The organism is Streptomyces sp. ICC4 (assembly GCF_003287915.1).
Taxonomy (GTDB): domain Bacteria; phylum Actinomycetota; class Actinomycetes; order Streptomycetales; family Streptomycetaceae; genus Streptomyces; species Streptomyces tritrimontium.
This window is the reverse complement of the sequence record NZ_CP030286.1, coordinates 6,641,380-6,656,439: the sequence shown is the minus strand read 5'-3', so window position 1 is coordinate 6,656,439 and position 15,060 is coordinate 6,641,380. Positions and strand designations below refer to the sequence as shown.

The following is a 15,060-nucleotide window of genomic DNA, read 5'->3' as shown; positions in this document are numbered from 1 at the left end:
TGGGTCCGGCGGGGCGGCGCTTACGCGTACTCCGTCGGGATGACGGCCTCGCCGCGCGAGAGCTGGGTGGCCGGGAGGGGGAGGCCCGCCAGGGCCTCGCGGTGGCGTTCGCGCGCGGCCTCCAGGGACTCGCGGGCCACGACCTCGCCCCCCTTGACCAGCTGGACGAGGAGCTGCGTGTCGGCCAGTGCCGCCGGCACCGGACCGGTCCCGATGACCTCGGCCTCCGCGATCCCGTCGGAGTCGAGCCGCCGCGCCGCCCACTTGCGGCCGCCGACGGACGTCTTGCCGCCCGAGGACTTCTTCGCCACCGACACGTACGGGGCCTTCAGGTCCGCCGAGGCGGCCCGCGCGACCAGCTTGTAGACCATCGAGCACGTCGGGTGCCCGCTGCCCGTCACCAGCTGCGTGCCGACGCCGTACGCGTCCACCGGGGCGGCCGCCAGCGAGGCGATCGCGTACTCGTCCAGGTCCGAGGTCACCACGATCTTCGTCGCCGTCGCCCCCAGCTCGTCCAGCTGCTGGCGCACCCGGTGGGCGACCAGCAGCAGGTCCCCGGAGTCGATCCGGACGGCGCCCAGGCCGGTCCCGGCGACCTCCATGGCCGTGCGGACCGCCTCCGCCACGTCGTAGGTGTCCACCAGCAGCGTGGTCCCGTCGCCCAGCGAGGCGACCTGGGCCGTGAAGGCGTCCCGCTCGCTGTCGTGCAGCAGGGTGAAGGCGTGCGCGCTCGTGCCGACCGTCGGGATCCCGTACCGGAAGCCGGCCGCCAGGTCCGAGGTCGAGGTGAAGCCGCCGACGTACGCGGCGCGGGCCGAGGCGACGGCCGCCAGCTCGTGCGTGCGCCGCGCGCCCATCTCGATCAGCGGCCGGCCGCCGGCGGCCGAGGACATCCGGGAGGCCGCCGCGGCGATCGCCGAGTCGTGGTTGAGGATCGACAGGATCACGGTCTCCAGCAGCACGCACTCGGCGAAGCTGCCCTCGACGCGCAGGACCGGCGAGCCGGGGAAGTAGACCTCGCCCTCCGGGTAGCCCCAGATGTCGCCGGAGAAGCGGTACGAGGCCAGCCAGTCGAGGGTGCGCGCGTCGACGACGGCGCGCTCGCGCAGGAATTCCAGTACGGCGCCGTCGAAGCGGAAGTTCTCCACCGCGTCGAGCACCCGGCCGGTTCCCGCGACCACGCCGTAGCGCCGCCCCTCGGGCAGCCGCCGGGTGAAGACCTCGAAGACCGAACGCCGGTCGGCGGTGCCGCTGGCCAGCGCGGCCTGCAGCATCGTGAGCTCGTAATGGTCCGTGAAGAGCGCTGTCGACGGCACGTCCACCGGCAGGCCCAGGTCCGCAGGGTTCATGTCACGGATGCTAGCGCACATCTCGTCAAAGTGACGAGATGTAGGGGCCCGTTTGTGCGACAGGCCCCCCGCAGTGGCAGCATGGGACGAGTGAGTGTTGCTCCCATTGAGATCGAACGCACCGAATCGGCCGAAGAGACCTTCGCGGTCCCCGAACCCGACGTCCCGTGGGTGACCCTGGTGCACAACGACCCGGTCAACCTCATGAGCTACGTGACGTACGTGTTCCAGGCGTACTTCGGCTATTCCAAGGACAAGGCGAACAAGCTGATGATGGACGTCCATCACAAGGGGCGGGCCGTCGTCTCCAGCGGCAGCCGCGAGGAGATGGAGCGCGACGTGCAGGCCATGCACGGCTACGGCCTCTGGGCGACCATGTCCCAGGACCGCAACTGATGGGCGGCGTGTTCGAGGCCCTCGAGGGCGGCGGCGCCGCCATCGCCCTGGACGAGATCGAGATCTCGATCCTGCGCTCGCTGGCCGTGCAGCTGCTGGAGCTCGTCGGCCCCGGCAGCCCCGAGCCCGACCCGGACGCCGATCCGCTCGCCGCGCTCTTCGCCGGCTCCGACGGCCCCACCGAGCCCCCGTCCGACCCGGCCCTCGCCCGGCTCTTCCCCGACGCCTACGGCGGCCCGGACACCGCGCCCGGCGCCGACAAGGCGCAGCTGCGCGCGAACTCGGGCGAGTTCCGCCGCTTCACCGAGAACGACCTGCGCGACCGCAAGCGCGAGGACGCGCTGGCCGTCGTGCGCAGCCTCGACGGGCTCACCCGGGCGGACGACCGGGCGGCCGTCCTGGAGCTCACCGGCGAGCTGCCGCTGCGCTGGCTCGGGGCCCTGAACGACCTGAGGCTCACCATCGCGGCCCGCCTGGAGATCACCGAGGACGACGAGAGCGCCGTGCTCTTCCGGCTGCCGGACGACGATCCGCGCAAGCCGATGGTGATGGCGTACCTCTGGCTCGGCGGCCTCCAGGAGACCCTCATCGAAACCCTCTGAGGACCCTCAAACGCGCAGATCGTTCGCTCAGCGGACGCTCAAATCCGGATAACGATCAGATCACCACCATGTGGTGATCTGATTTGTTTTCGGGACCTCTGTCCCGATTTTTTTGCGCCCTGCGTCACATTTTCTTCCCTCATCCACCCGTAAGCACGTGATAAATCTTCACGACCGCCGACGGGGCGCCACCCATGCCCCCCGGCCTGCTTGAACCGGCTGACCGCCGGCGTGCAACTCCATCCGTATCCGGGGGGATCGAGGACCCGATCCGCAGCCAGTCAAGGCGCGGGTCGGCGTGGAGAAAGGCGCACCAAGACATGACCTCCGTACAGGTCGACGAGCAGCAGCACGACACGGCCGAGGGCGGCGAGGGGTACCACCGCGCGCTCGGCGCCCGCCAGATCCAGATGATCGCGATCGGCGGAGCCATCGGCACCGGCCTCTTCCTGGGCGCCGGCAAGGCCATCTCCAAGGCCGGACCCAGCCTGATCCTGGCCTACGCCATCGCCGGCCTGGTCATCTTCTTCATCATGCGGGCCCTGGGCGAACTGCTCATGTACCGCCCGGTGTCCGGCTCCTTCTCGGACTACGCCCGGGAGTTCCTCGGCCCCTTCTGGGGCTATGTGACCGGCTGGACCTACTGGCTCTTCTGGGTGGTCACCGGCATCACCGAGGTCACCGCCGCCGCGCAGTACATGTCGTACTGGACCCACGACAGCTTCCCGCAGTGGGCGTACGCGCTGATCTTCACCGTCATCCTCTACGGCGCCAACCTGATCTCCGTGAAGCTCTTCGGCGAGCTCGAGTTCTGGTTCTCCATGGTCAAGGTCACCGCCATCGTCGGCATGATCCTGATCTGCGCCGGCATCCTCACCATCGGCTTCTCCGACGCCGCCGACACGGCGACCGTCAGCAACCTGTGGAGCGACGGCGGCTTCTTCCCCAAGGGCATCGGCGGCACGCTGATGACCCTGCAGATCGTCATGTTCGCCTTCCTCGCCGTCGAACTGGTCGGCGTCACCGCCGGCGAGTCCAAGGACCCCGAGAAGACCCTGCCCAAGGCCATCAACACCGTGCCGTGGCGCATCGCCGTCTTCTACGTCGGCGCGCTGATCATGATCCTGTCGGTCGTCCCGTGGCACGAGTTCCAGCCCGGCGTCAGCCCCTTCGTCGCCGCCTTCCAGAAGATGGGCCTCGGCGTCGGCGCCGCGATCGTCAACTTCGTCGTGCTGACCGCGGCCCTCTCCTCCTGCAACTCCGGCATGTACTCCACCGGCCGCATGCTGCGCGACCTCGCGCTCAACGGCCAGGGCCCGAAGTTCTTCACCAAGCTGACCAAGAGCGGCACCCCGCTCGTCGGCACCAGCTTCTCCGCCGCGCTCATGCTGGTCGGCGTCTGGATCAACTACGTCGCCCCCGGCAAGGCCTTCGACTACGTGGTCTCCTTCGCCACCATCTCCGGCATGTGGGCCTGGATCATGATCCTCGTCTGCCAGATCCGCTACCGGGCCGCCTCCGACCGCGGGGACCTGCCGAAGTCCCCCTTCCGCGCCCCCGGCGCCCCGTACACGAGCTACTTCGCCCTGGCCTTCATCGGCATGGTCATCGTGATGATGGGCATCGACAAGGACGCCCGGGTCTCGCTCTACTGCGCCCCGCTGTGGGGTCTGCTGCTGGGCGTGTCCTACCTCGTGATGAAGTCCCGCGACCCGCGCTCCGCGGCCTTCACCAAGGCCTCGTAAGGCCCCTCGAACCGTGGTTCCCGGCCGCCTGCCGCGGCCGGGAACCACGCGGCTCCGCCGCCGCGGGCCCCCGGAGCGGGGGCCCGTGTCCAGGCGGTGCCCGTCCAAGATGTGGGCCCGCCCGTACCACTCCTCGGTACGGGCGGGCCCGTCTGTTTATCCTGTCGCTCATGCTGACCCTCACCCAGGCCCTGTACGACCAGATCGTCGCGCACGCCCGCCAGGACCACCCCGACGAGGCCTGCGGCGTGGTGGCCGGCCCGGAGGGCACCGGCCGCCCCGAGCGGTTCGTGCCGATGCTGAACGCGGCCCGCTCGCCCACGTTCTACGAGTTCGACTCGAAGGACCTGCTCAAGCTCTACCGCGACCTGGACGACCGGGACGAGGAGCCCGTCATCGTCTACCACTCGCACACCGCGACCGAGGCCTACCCCTCGCGCACGGACGTCACGTACGCGAACGAGCCCGGCGCGCACTACGTGCTGGTCTCCACGGCCGACGCGGACGGCCTCGGGGAGTTCCAGTTCCGGTCGTACCGGATCGTCGAAGGCGTGATCACCGAGGAAGAAGTGCAGGTCGTCGAGGCCTACTGAGGGCCCACCTGAGGACTTGACTGGGCCTACCGCCCAGTATGTGAGCGGTATTCGTCCACGATGTGAGATCACACTCCAAACCGGGGACCGGGAATCGTTAACATGACCGCATGGTTCCCCACGACGTGAGCATCGAGACGCCCGGCAGGCTGCTGCTTGTGGCGCGGCTGCACGTCGACCTGTGCCGCCTCGCCAGCGCCATCTGTCCCGCGGCCTGAGCCCCCGCCGGCCCCCCGAGGGGCCGCGCGCGCCCACGCCCGCCTCCGCTTCGCCCGCCTTCCCTCACCATCCTGACTGGAGCCTGCCATGGCCATCGAGGTCCGCATCCCCACCATCCTCCGCACCTACACCGCCGGCGAGAAGGCCGTCTCGGGTGAGGGCGCGACCCTGTCCGAGCTGTTCTCGGACCTGGAGACCCGCCACAAGGGCATCCAGGAGCGCATCATCGACGAGGCCAAGGGCGGCGAGCTGCGCCGCTTCGTCAACGTCTACCTCAACGACGAGGACGTCCGCTTCCTCGACGGCATCTCCACCGCGCTCAAGGACGGCGACAACGTCACCATCCTCCCGGCCGTGGCCGGCGGATCGAAGTAATGCGCTACGACTCCCCCCTGGCCGCCGTCGGCAACACGCCGCTCGTCCGGCTGCCCCGGCTCTCGCCCTCCGACGACGTACGGATCTGGGCGAAGCTCGAGGACCGCAACCCGACCGGCTCGATCAAGGACCGCCCGGCGCTCCACATGGTCGAGCAGGCCGAGAAGGCCGGCCGGCTGTACCCGGGCTGCACCATCCTGGAGCCCACCTCGGGCAACACGGGCATCTCCCTCGCCATGGCCGCGAAGCTCAAGGGCTACAAGATCGTGTGCGTCATGCCGGAGAACACCTCGCAGGAGCGGCGCGACCTGCTGGCCATGTGGGGAGCCGAGATCATCCCTTCGCCGGCGGCGGGCGGCTCGAACACCGCCGTCCGCGTCGCGAAGGAACTGGCGGCGGAGCACCCGGACTGGGTGATGCTCTACCAGTACGGCAACCCGGACAACGCGGGCGCCCACTACGCGACGACCGGCCCGGAGATCCTCGCGGACCTCCCCTCCATCACCCACTTCGTGGCGGGCCTCGGCACCACCGGCACGCTGATGGGCGTGGGCCGCTACCTGCGCGAGCACGTACCGGGCGTCAAGATCGTGGCGGCGGAGCCGCGCTACGACGACCTCGTCTACGGCCTGCGCAACCTCGACGAGGGCTTCGTCCCCGAGCTGTACGACGCGTCGGTCCTGACGACCCGCTTCTCGGTGGGCTCGGCGGACGCGGTCACCCGCACCCGGGAGCTCCTCCAGCAGGAGGGCATCTTCGCGGGCGTCTCCACGGGCGCGGCGCTGCACGCGGCGATCGGCGTCGGCCGCAAGGCGGTCGCGGCGGGCGAGACCGCCGACATCGTCTTCGTCGTGGCCGACGGCGGCTGGAAGTACCTCTCGACGGGCGTCTACACGGCGGCGACGACGGAAGAAGCGATCGAGGTCCTCCAGGGCCAACTCTGGGCCTAGCCCGTCGCCGGACCCCCGCCGCCGCACTCAGCCCCGCCGGCGTTCGAGGCGCGGGGTCCGGGCGCAGCCCGGGGAACGACACTCAGCCCCGCCGGCGTTCGAGGCGCGGGGTCGGGGGCGGACCCCAGGGGGGTCCGCCCCCGACCCCGCGCCTCGAACGCCCGGGACCGCTCGCGGGCACCCGCCCCCCGAAGGGCGGGTGCCCGCGAGCGGTCCGGTCCCCGGCAGGGGCAGGGCCTACCGCGCGCCCGCCGAAGCGTGCGCCGCCGGGGCGGAAGCCGCGGGCAGCTGCGCCCCGATCCCCGCGGAGCCGAGCTGGGCCTCCATGTCGTCGAGGGCGCCGCGCACCGCAGCGATCCGCAGGAGGAGCTCGTCGGCGACGTCCACCTCCGCTTCCGCCCGCTGCGCGGCCCGCTGGCTCTGCTCCTCCATCTCCCGTGCCTCCTCCAGGGCGTTGAGGACCACGCCGATCAGCACGTTGAGCAGGACGAAGGAGGCCAGGAGCACGTAGGAGGCGTAGTAGACGATGCTCAAGGGGGACACCGCGAGCCCGGCGTACACGGCGTCCCCGAGCCCTTCGAGCGTCATCAGGAGGAACAGGGTCAGCCCGGCCCGGCCGATCGAGCCGTAGTGGGCGGGGTCGTGGCCGGAGAAGCAGATCCACCCGATCATCGCGTACACGTAGAGGATCAGGGCGCCCACGAACAGGAAGCTCACGGTGCCGGGCAGGCTCCGGCCCACGGCCACCAGGAGGACCCGCAGCTGGGGCATGAACCGTGCCGTGCGCAGGACGCGGGCGAGTCGCAACAGCCGCAGCAGGGTGGTGTTCTCCCGCAGGAACGGGATGAAGGCCGAGGAGACGACCAGCAGGTCGAAGAGGTTCCAGGGGTCGCGGAAGAAAGCTTTCGGCCGGTCGGCGTGCGCCGCCAGGCGGATCACCATCTCCAGGGTGAAGGCGACCAGGCAGAAGTGCTCGGTCATCCCGAGGAGCCGGCTGTACTCGGCGGACAGTCCGCTGTACGTCTCGACGCCCAGGAGTGCCGCGTTGAAGAGGATCACCGCGAAAACGGCGAGCGAGAACGCGGGGGCCTCGCACACGTCTCGGCAGTGCGCGGCCAGCCTTCCACGCCTGGTGTCCACCGCGGTCGGGTCGGTCATCGTGCTCCCTCGTACGGGCCGCCGGCCGCCCCGGTCCACACGCGCCGACGTGGCCCGCGACGGAAGACGAGGCTGCCGAGGCGGTGTTCATGTTCCGCGTCGTGTAACGCCGGACGGCGCGAATCGAGACGCCCTGGCGCACGACATCGCCCGATCGGGTACACGGTGCTCCGCGCCCGGTCGATACCCGGGTCTGAGCCCAGGTCAGCGCCCGGGCAGGCACCCCGGTCCGCGCACGGCCGTCGGCCGTTCGGGGGCGCCGTCGCGGAGGATGGGCCCATGACGAATCGTGACGGTGCGACGGCGCAGGCATGGGCCGCGCTGGGCGGGGCGGACGGACTGGCCGGACGGGTGTCCTACCGGGGCGCGAACGGCCTGGGCGACGGGCCGCTGCCCGTGCGGGAGCTGGCCCGCGCCACGGTCGGCGCGTGCACGCTGGCCGCGGCGGAACTGGCCGCCGTACGGGCGGGGGGCGATCCCGGCGACGTGGCGGCCCAGGTGGTCGACGAAGGCGCCGTGGCCACGGCGTTCGTCAGCGAGCGGCACCTGCTGGTGGCGGGTCGGGCACCGGTGGTCTTCGCGCCGCTGTCCGGCTTCTGGCGGGCGGCCGACGGGTGGGTGCGGACGCACGCCAACTACCCGCACCACGAGGCCGCGCTGGTACGGGCCCTGGGCGCGGGGACGCCGCGGGGCGTGGCGCGCGAGATCTCCCGGCGGACGGCGGTGGTCGTCCAGGAGGCGGTGTACGCGGCGGGCGGGCTGGCCGTGGCCGTGGCCCGGGAGTACGGGGAGCCGCAGCCGCTGGTGGAGTCGTGGGCGTCCGGCGGGCGCGGCCGGGAACTGGGCGGGAGCGCGAACGGGCCGCCCATGGCGGGAGTACGGGTGCTGGACCTGACCCGGGTCATCGCCGGACCGGTGGCCACCCGGACGCTCGGGCTGCTGGGCGCGGACGTGCTGCGGATCGACGCGCCGGAGCCGGCGGAGTCCGACGACGCGTACGCGGACACCGGCTTCGGGAAGCGCTCGACGCTGCTCGACCTGCGCGCGGCCCGGGACCGGGAGGTGTTCGAGGGGCTGCTCGCCGGCGCCGACGCGGTGGTGACGGGCTACCGTCCGGGGGCGCTGGCCCGGTACGGGCTGGACGCGCGGGAGCTGCTGGCGCGACGGCCGGACCTGGTGGTGGCGGAGCTCTGCGCGTGGGGGTGGCGCGGTGCCTGGGCCGGGCGCCGGGGCTTCGACTCGCTCGTGCAGGCGGGGTACGGGATCTCCGCCGCCTGCGGTGACGGGGACGGGCCCGGGGTGCTGCCCGCGCAGGCCCTGGACCACGGGACGGGGTACCTGGTGGCGGCCGGTGTCCTGCGGGCCCTCGCGGACGGCGGCGGCCGGGGGCTGCGGTTCTCGCTGGCCGGGACGGCCTCGTGGCTGGTCCGCGAGGTGCCGGGGGCCGCCGCCGCGGTCCCGGGCCCCCCGATGTCCGCGGCCGCCGTGCCCGGTGGTGGGCCGGAGCCGTGGCTGCGCGAGACCGCCTCGGGATACGGGCCCCTGCGGCACGCGGTGTCCCCGCTCGGGGGCGCGACGTGGGGCCGGGGACCCTCCCGGTGGGGGACCGACCGGCCCGGCTGGCTCTGACTCGGAGCCGCCGACAGCGGGAGGAGGCCGAGGGGGCCAGGGGGCCCCGGCCGGGGTACCGGCCGGGGCCCCGCCGGGGTGGCAGCACTAGAAGTAGACGTTCCAGGTGACGCTGACCGAGGAGGACTTGCCCGCGGCGTCCGTCACCGTGAGGGTGCTGCTGCCGAAGCCCCAGGTGGTGGGGGTGCCCGAGACGGCCCCGGTGGCCGGGTTCAGGCTCAGGCCGGCCGGCAGGCCGGTGGCCTTGAAGGCGTACGGCTTGGTGCCCCCGGTGGCCTGGAGGTTCAGGCTGACCGGCTTGCCGATGTAGACGACCTGGTTGCCGGGGCTCTGCAGGACGGGGCCGGTGCCCGTGACGGTGGTGACCGTCCACGAGAACGTGGCGGAGCCGGTCTTGCCGGCGCTGTCGGTGGCGGTGACGGTCACGGTGGAGGTTCCGGCCGTGGTGGCGGCGCCGGTGATCGCGCCGGTCGAGGAGCCGATGGTCAGGCCGGCCGGGAGGCCGGTCGCGGACCAGGTGTAGGGGGCGGTGCCGCCGGTGGCCTTGACGGTGAGGTCGGCCGGGGCGCCGACGGCCGAGCTCTGGCTGCCGGGGTTGGTCACGGACGGGGCGGTGCCCGCCGTGGTGATGGTCCAGGAGAAGCCGGCCGAACCGGTCTTGCCGGCGCTGTCGGTGGCGGTGACGGTCACGGTGGAGGTTCCGGCTGTGGTCGGGGTACCGGTGATCGTGCCGGTCGAGGAGGCGATGGTCAGGCCGGCCGGGAGACCGGTCGCGGACCAGGTGTAGGGGGCGGTGCCGCCCTCGGCGCTGTTCTTCAGCTCGACGATCCGGGCGCCGATGACGCCGCTCTGGGCCGACACCGCGGAGACGGTGACGTTGCCCGGCTGCGGGGTGGAGGTGAGCAGGGTCAGCTTGAACCGGGTCAGGGCCTCGATCACGGGCTGGAAGATGGTGAACTTCTCACCGCTGCCCGAGGTGCAGGTGGCGCTGCCGCCGCCGGAGTGGAGGCCGACGGCCTTCCCGCCGGTCGCGGTCACGTAGGAGCCGCCCGAGTCGCCGCCCGCCGAGCAGGCGTTGGAGTACGAGAGGCCGTCGATGACCACGTTGCCGTAGTCCACGCTCTGGTTGACCTTCGTGACCTCGCCGCAGCGCATGCCGGTGGTCTGCCCGGAGCGGCATATCGCGGTGCCGACGACGGCCTCGGCCGAACCGGTGACCGTGATGGCCGCATGCGACCCGTCGCCCGCGACCGTGGGGGCGAGGTTCCAGCCCGCCTGGTCCACGTCGACGACGCCCATGTCGCCCTCCTGGGCGTTGACGCTGCTCTTGCCGTCCTTGTTGGACGTGCCCACGCGGGTCCCGTCCTTGCCGTACGCGGGCTGGTTGACGTCGTTGGTGCAGTGCCCGGCGGTCAGGAAGGTCTTGGCCCCTCCGGCGGTGCGGGTGGCCGGGAAGCCGATGGAACACGGGCTCTCGGTGCCCGGCACCCACTTCTCGCCGCCAACGGCGTCGGCCTGCTGGACCGGGCTCTGGGCGGTCTCGCTCACGTGGACGATGTCGCCCAGGGCGGCGATGCGGGCCGTGAAGGCATCGGTGGACGCGTCGCTAGCCGCCCGGTTCACGGTGATGTCGATGCGGTTGTTGCGGGTGTCGGGACCCCACGAGACCACCCCGGCCACGCCGGAGCCGATCTCGCGCGTCACCGTCCGGGCCGCGCCGCCCAGTTCGGCCGAGCCGTACCGGGCCTGCCGGGCGACGGCGCCCGCGTCCCGGACCAGCGCCGCGTCCGCGGCGTTGGAGACGGAAGCGTTCAGCCGCCCCGTGGAGGCGTCGAACCACATGCCCGCCACACGGTCACCGACCCGGCCCCGGATGAGGGTGGCCGCCCGGCCGGCGGCAGCCTCGTCGGCGACGCGGTCGCGCACCTGGTCGGCGGAGAGGTGGAGATCGCGCTGCATGGCCCGGAGGATTTCCGGGGACACGGAAGGCCCGGGCCGCTCGGCCTGCGTGGCGTGCGCGGGCAGGGAGCCCAGGGCGCCGAGCGCCACGACGGCCGTGACCGAGGCGGCCGCAACGGAGCGCCACAGAGGCCTGTTTGACAGATTTCGCACGGAAATCCCTTCATGGGGGGCATACCGGAGGCGTAGGCCGGTAGGGATGCACGTCCCGTGGGGGAGCACGGGACTCTTCTCGTCCCCTCGGAGCCCGCATTCGGGGGAGCCGCGGATGTGCGCTCCGGGGTGGCCAACAGAGTGGTCCCGGGCCGGTGTCGGGAGCATCGGAGGAATCCCTTGCAGCCCCGGTCTCTTGCCGGGCCTGCCCCGGTCTCTTGCCGGGCGCGCTCCGGTCTCTTGCCGGGCCCGCCCCGGGCTCGCCCGGGCCTTCCCCGGTCGCGCCGGCCGGGGAAGGCCCGGCACGGAGCACGGCGGGCCGTCCGGGCCGCGGCCCCCGCTCCTCCCGTGGAGGACCGCGGTGCGCCGGGTCTGCCACCCCGCACCCGGAGCGCGGACGGCCCGCCGTCGCACCACCATCGCCGGGACCGGCACCCCTTGGCATCAGGGGAAACCCTTGATCCCGCGGACCGGCCGCCCCGGCCGTTGTCTCCCGCTCCGCGGCCGCCTACGGTGCCCCTTCGTGAGGCCAGACACGGAGTTCGACACCACCCCGCCGGTCACCGGGGGTCCGCGCGCGGCCGCGGCGGCGACCGCCCGCGCCGTGGAAGCGCTCGACCGCGAAGGGCGGGTCGCGCTCGCCGGCCCCTGGGGCGCGGGCAAGACCACCGTCCTCGAGGACGTCCTGCGGACCCCGTCCGCCGGGGCCGGGCGGACGGCGCTGCGCGTCACCACGGTCGAAGGCGACCGGGAACACGTCTTCGGCGCGCTCGCCCAAATGCTGTCCCACTGCGGCCCGGCCGACTTCGGCTCGCTGTCGCGCGGTCAGGGCCAGGTGGTCGACCGGCTGCTGCACCGCGGCTCCGGCGAACCGCTCGCCGCCTCCGAGCAGTTGCCCGCCCGGCTCGCGGTGACCGCCCTGCTCTCCTCGGGCCGGTGGATCCTGGCCGTGGACGGGGCCCAGTGGCTCGATCCGGCCAGCGCCGACGTCCTCGGCTACGCCCTGCGCACCCTGGCGGCCCCCGGACTCACCGCGATCGTCACCGAACGCGTCCAGGGGCGGGCGCAGGCCGCGGCCCGCCTGCTCGGCGGGCACCCCGCCCAGGTCGACGTGGACCCGCTCGACGCCGAGGAGACGGCCGCCCTGCTCGGCGCGCACGGTCTGCCCACCCGCTGGGCGGGCCCCCTGCAGAGCCACTGCGGCGGCCACCGCCTGCTCACCGCCGTGTCCTGTACGGAACTCGCCCGGCTGCCCGCCCCGGAGCGGCACCGGCCCGCCCTGTCCGAGCAGACGCTCGACGCGGCCGGGGCCTGGCTGCGGGCCGCGCTCCCCGAACCCGCCCGGCACACCCTGATGCTGGCCGCCCTGACCAGCCGCCCCTCGCTGCCCCTCCTGCTGAGGGCGGGCCGCTCCGACGCCGAGGAGCACCTGGCCCAGGCGCAGGCGGCCGGGGTGCTGCGCGTGGACCCCGCCGGCGCCGTCCGCTTCACGGCCGCGGCCCTGGCCCGCGCCGCGGCCCGCTCGGAGGGCCGGCCCCGGCGCGCGGCGGCCCACCTCACCCTCGCCCGGGCCGTGGGCGACCCGGTCCACGAGGTCCGCCACCGGGCCCTGGCGGCGAACCTGCCCGACCAGGGCCTGGCCGAGGACACCGAGGCCGCCGCGGCCACCGCCCGCGCCGCGGGCGAACGGGCCCTGGCCGCCGAGCTGTTCCACCTCGCCGCCGAGATCACCCCGCTGGACCGGTCCGGCCTGCGCGTGCGCAGACTCTCGTACGCGGCCCAGGAGGCGGCCTGCGCCGGTTCCGTCGACATCGCCCGGCAGGCGGCCGACGCCCTGACCGCCGGCCGGGCCGAACCCGCCGACCAGGTCACCGCGCTGCTCGCGCTCGTCGACGCCCACGGCCAGGCCCTCGCCGACCTGGAACCGCTGCTGGCCCGGTGCAGGGAACTGGCGACGGGCCACCCCGGCCTCCTCGCCGCCGTGGAACTGCGCGCCGCCATCGCCGCCAACATCGCCCACGCCGCCCCCGACCGGGCTCTGCGCGCGGCCACCCGGGCCGCCGAACTCGCCGCCGCCGACGGCCACCGGCCCTTGCAGGCCGCCGCGTTGACCATGCGGACCCGCATGGAACGCGTACTCGGCGCCGCCGACGCACCGCGCACCCTCGCCCGGGCCCTCGCCCTCGGGATCCCGGCCCAGCACTCCGGCATCCGCAACAGCGCCCAGTACCTCGCCGCCCGCCACGCCGTCTTCGACGACCGCCTGACGGAGGCGCGCGAACGGCTCGTGGAACTCCTCGCCCTCGCCGAACACGCGGGCGACGCCGAAGACCTGGTCGACATCTGGCGCAGCCTCGCCGAGGTGGACACCCGCCTCGGCGCCTGCGCGCCCGCGCTCGCCTGGGCCGACCAGGCGGTACGGCTGTCGACCACGGCGGGCCTGTCCATGGGGCCCGCCTGGTACACCGCCGCGCTGACGCAGAGCGCCGCCGGATCGTTCGCGGCCGCCCTGCGCACCGCCTCCTGTGGTGCCCGCGCCTCGCAGGAGGAGGGCGACGGCCTGTACGTCTCGCGGAACCTGTGGGTCATGGGCGCGGTCCAGCTCCACACCGGGGACGTCGCCGACGCCGTGGCCTCGCTCACGGCCGTGGCCGAGGCGGAGCGCCACGTCCCGTCGGCCGACCCCGGCATGTTCCGCTGGCAGCCGGACGCGGTGGAGGCCTTCACCTGCGCGGGCCGGCTCGACCTGGCCCGGGAGCTCCTCGACCGCGCGCGGCCCGTCGCGAGCCCGGACGCTGCCGATTCGGGACCCCGGTCGGCGCTGGACCGCGCGCACGGCGTCCTGCTGGCTCGTACCGGCGCCGGGGAGGAGGCGAGCGGCGTACTCCACCGGGCCGCGGCCGCCTTCGGGCACCTGGGCCTGCCGCTCGAACAGGCCCGTACGCTGCTCGCCCTGGGCCGCGTCGAACGGGCCCGCCGCCGGCAGGCGGCCGCCCGCGCGGCCTGGGAAGCGGCCCGGGCCGTCTTCGACGACACCGGCGCCCGCCCCTGGCAGGAGCTCACCCGGGAGCTCCTCGACCGGGCGGGCGGCCCGGCGTCGGCCGCGGGCCCGGCCCCGGGCGCGGGCGGGCTGACCGAGTCCGAGTCGCGCCTCGCCGACCTCATCTGCCAGGGGGCCACCAACCAGCAGGCCGCCCAGCACATGTTCATCTCGGTCAAGACCGTGGAGGGCATGCTCAGCCGCGTCTACCGCAAGCTCGGCGTCCGCTCGCGCACCCAGCTCGCCGCGGCCCTCGCCGGGCCCTGACGGACATCGGACCGGACCCGGCCGCTCCCCGGAGCCGAGGCGCCGTCAGGCCCCGGGCGCCAACCCGGGCGGACCCCGGGCGTGTTGTCGCCCGGGCCTCAGGTCCGGGGCAGCGCGAAGCCTCCGAGGCGGAGACCGGGGCCCCGGAGCGGACTCCGTGCAGGACGTGCGCCAGTACCTCCGTTCCCCGTACGACCCGGGGGCCGGGCCGGTTGAAGTGGGCGGGCCCGTCCAGCACCCACACCCGGCCGGCCCGCACCGCGGGCAGCTCGTCCCAGCCGGGCAGGGCGGTGAGCAGCCCGAGTTCGGTGAGCGTGCGCTCCGGGGCGAATCCGCACGGCAGCAGGAGCAGTACGTTCTGGCGCGCGGCCCGGACGGTCTCCCAGTCCATCGGGCGGGTGTGCTCGCCGGGCGAGGCGATGAGCGGCTCGCCGCCGGCGGCCGTGATCTGCTCGGGCAGCCAGTGCCCGGCGGGCCAGAGCGGATCCAGCCACTCGACGGCCACCACGCGGGGCCGCGGGAGCCCGGCGGTCGCCGCGCGGACCGCGTCCAGCACCCGCACGGCCCGGCTGACGTCCCTTTCGGATCTTGCCGGGCCCGGGGTGCCGGGCCGGGCGGACGAATG

13 protein-coding genes are annotated in these 15,060 nt (G+C 73.8%); 9 read left to right on the top strand and 4 right to left on the bottom strand.

Annotated elements, in window-relative coordinates; translation table 11 throughout:
- Positions 1–20 precede the first annotated feature (20 nt).
- Positions 21–1,349, bottom strand: coding sequence for a nicotinate phosphoribosyltransferase (locus DRB89_RS31100; RefSeq protein ID WP_112463502.1), 1,329 nt, complete (start codon positions 1,347–1,349; stop codon positions 21–23).
- A gap of 81 nt (positions 1,350–1,430) precedes the next feature.
- On the opposite strand from DRB89_RS31100, the gene clpS reads away from it, so the two are divergent.
- From clpS to DRB89_RS31070, 7 genes are all read left to right on the top strand, one after another.
- Positions 1,431–1,745 carry an ATP-dependent Clp protease adapter ClpS gene (gene clpS / locus DRB89_RS31095; protein ID WP_112449856.1) on the top strand — a complete coding sequence of 105 codons (315 nt, stop codon included), beginning with the start codon at positions 1,431–1,433 and terminating at the stop codon, positions 1,743–1,745.
- The gene (locus DRB89_RS31090) at positions 1,745–2,347 is read left to right on the top strand and encodes a DUF2017 domain-containing protein (RefSeq protein ID WP_112449857.1); all 603 of its coding nucleotides are present in this window, start codon (positions 1,745–1,747) and stop codon (positions 2,345–2,347) included. The genes clpS and DRB89_RS31090 overlap by 1 nt, the downstream gene beginning before the upstream one ends.
- Positions 2,348–2,667: 320 nt before the next feature.
- The gene (locus DRB89_RS31085; RefSeq protein ID WP_112449858.1) at positions 2,668–4,092 is read left to right on the top strand and encodes an amino acid permease; all 1,425 of its coding nucleotides are present in this window, start codon (positions 2,668–2,670) and stop codon (positions 4,090–4,092) included.
- 170 nt (positions 4,093–4,262) lie between these two features.
- On the top strand, positions 4,263–4,685 hold the full coding sequence (locus tag DRB89_RS31080) for a M67 family metallopeptidase (RefSeq protein WP_112449859.1): 423 nt from the start codon (positions 4,263–4,265) through the stop codon (positions 4,683–4,685).
- A 110-nt stretch (positions 4,686–4,795) separates the two neighbouring features.
- Positions 4,796–4,903 (top strand): putative leader peptide, encoded by a 108-nt coding sequence (locus tag DRB89_RS46410; protein WP_310941867.1) that lies wholly within the window; start codon positions 4,796–4,798, stop codon positions 4,901–4,903.
- Positions 4,904–4,991: 88 nt separating this feature from the next.
- Complete coding sequence (locus DRB89_RS31075; protein ID WP_112449860.1) at positions 4,992–5,279, top strand: MoaD/ThiS family protein; 288 nt, start codon at positions 4,992–4,994, stop codon at positions 5,277–5,279.
- On the top strand, positions 5,279–6,229 hold the full coding sequence (locus tag DRB89_RS31070; protein WP_112449861.1) for a cysteine synthase: 951 nt from the start codon (positions 5,279–5,281) through the stop codon (positions 6,227–6,229). The genes DRB89_RS31075 and DRB89_RS31070 overlap by 1 nt, the downstream gene beginning before the upstream one ends.
- 237 nt (positions 6,230–6,466) lie before the next feature.
- Here the strand turns inward: DRB89_RS31070 and DRB89_RS31065 are convergent, their stop codons facing one another.
- The gene (locus DRB89_RS31065; RefSeq protein WP_112451556.1) at positions 6,467–7,387 is read right to left on the bottom strand and encodes an ion transporter; all 921 of its coding nucleotides are present in this window, start codon (positions 7,385–7,387) and stop codon (positions 6,467–6,469) included.
- 279 nt (positions 7,388–7,666) lie between these two features.
- Here DRB89_RS31065 and DRB89_RS31060 point away from each other — a divergent pair, with 279 nt between their 5' ends.
- Positions 7,667–9,016, top strand: coding sequence for a CoA transferase (locus tag DRB89_RS31060; RefSeq protein WP_112451557.1), 1,350 nt, complete (start codon positions 7,667–7,669; stop codon positions 9,014–9,016).
- A gap of 87 nt (positions 9,017–9,103) precedes the next feature.
- Here the strand turns inward: DRB89_RS31060 and DRB89_RS31055 are convergent, their stop codons facing one another.
- Positions 9,104–11,128 (bottom strand): putative Ig domain-containing protein, encoded by a 2,025-nt coding sequence (locus tag DRB89_RS31055; protein WP_162688801.1) that lies wholly within the window; start codon positions 11,126–11,128, stop codon positions 9,104–9,106.
- A gap of 523 nt (positions 11,129–11,651) precedes the next feature.
- On the opposite strand from DRB89_RS31055, the gene DRB89_RS31050 reads away from it, so the two are divergent.
- Positions 11,652–14,435, top strand: a complete 2,784-nt coding sequence (locus tag DRB89_RS31050) for a LuxR family transcriptional regulator (RefSeq protein ID WP_162688800.1) — start codon at positions 11,652–11,654, stop codon at positions 14,433–14,435.
- Here DRB89_RS31050 and DRB89_RS31045 read toward each other — a convergent pair.
- Positions 14,365–14,997, bottom strand: a complete 633-nt coding sequence (locus DRB89_RS31045; RefSeq protein WP_239516412.1) for a hypothetical protein — start codon at positions 14,995–14,997, stop codon at positions 14,365–14,367. The genes DRB89_RS31050 and DRB89_RS31045 overlap by 71 nt on opposite strands.
- Positions 14,998–15,060 lie beyond the last annotated feature (63 nt).

Excerpts from the sequence above, each read along its gene's own strand:
- DRB89_RS31100 (WP_112463502.1), bottom strand. The coding sequence starts at position 1,349 with ATGAACCCTGCGGACCTGGGCCTGCCGGTGGACGTGCCGTCGACAGCG.
- clpS (WP_112449856.1), top strand. The coding sequence starts at position 1,431 with ATGGGACGAGTGAGTGTTGCTCCCATTGAGATCGAACGCACCGAATCG.
- DRB89_RS31090 (WP_112449857.1), top strand. The coding sequence starts at position 1,745 with ATGGGCGGCGTGTTCGAGGCCCTCGAGGGCGGCGGCGCCGCCATCGCC.
- DRB89_RS31085 (WP_112449858.1), top strand. The coding sequence starts at position 2,668 with ATGACCTCCGTACAGGTCGACGAGCAGCAGCACGACACGGCCGAGGGC.
- DRB89_RS31080 (WP_112449859.1), top strand. The coding sequence starts at position 4,263 with ATGCTGACCCTCACCCAGGCCCTGTACGACCAGATCGTCGCGCACGCC.
- DRB89_RS46410 (WP_310941867.1), top strand. The coding sequence starts at position 4,796 with ATGGTTCCCCACGACGTGAGCATCGAGACGCCCGGCAGGCTGCTGCTT.
- DRB89_RS31075 (WP_112449860.1), top strand. The coding sequence starts at position 4,992 with ATGGCCATCGAGGTCCGCATCCCCACCATCCTCCGCACCTACACCGCC.
- DRB89_RS31070 (WP_112449861.1), top strand. The coding sequence starts at position 5,279 with ATGCGCTACGACTCCCCCCTGGCCGCCGTCGGCAACACGCCGCTCGTC.
- DRB89_RS31065 (WP_112451556.1), bottom strand. The coding sequence starts at position 7,387 with ATGACCGACCCGACCGCGGTGGACACCAGGCGTGGAAGGCTGGCCGCG.
- DRB89_RS31060 (WP_112451557.1), top strand. The coding sequence starts at position 7,667 with ATGACGAATCGTGACGGTGCGACGGCGCAGGCATGGGCCGCGCTGGGC.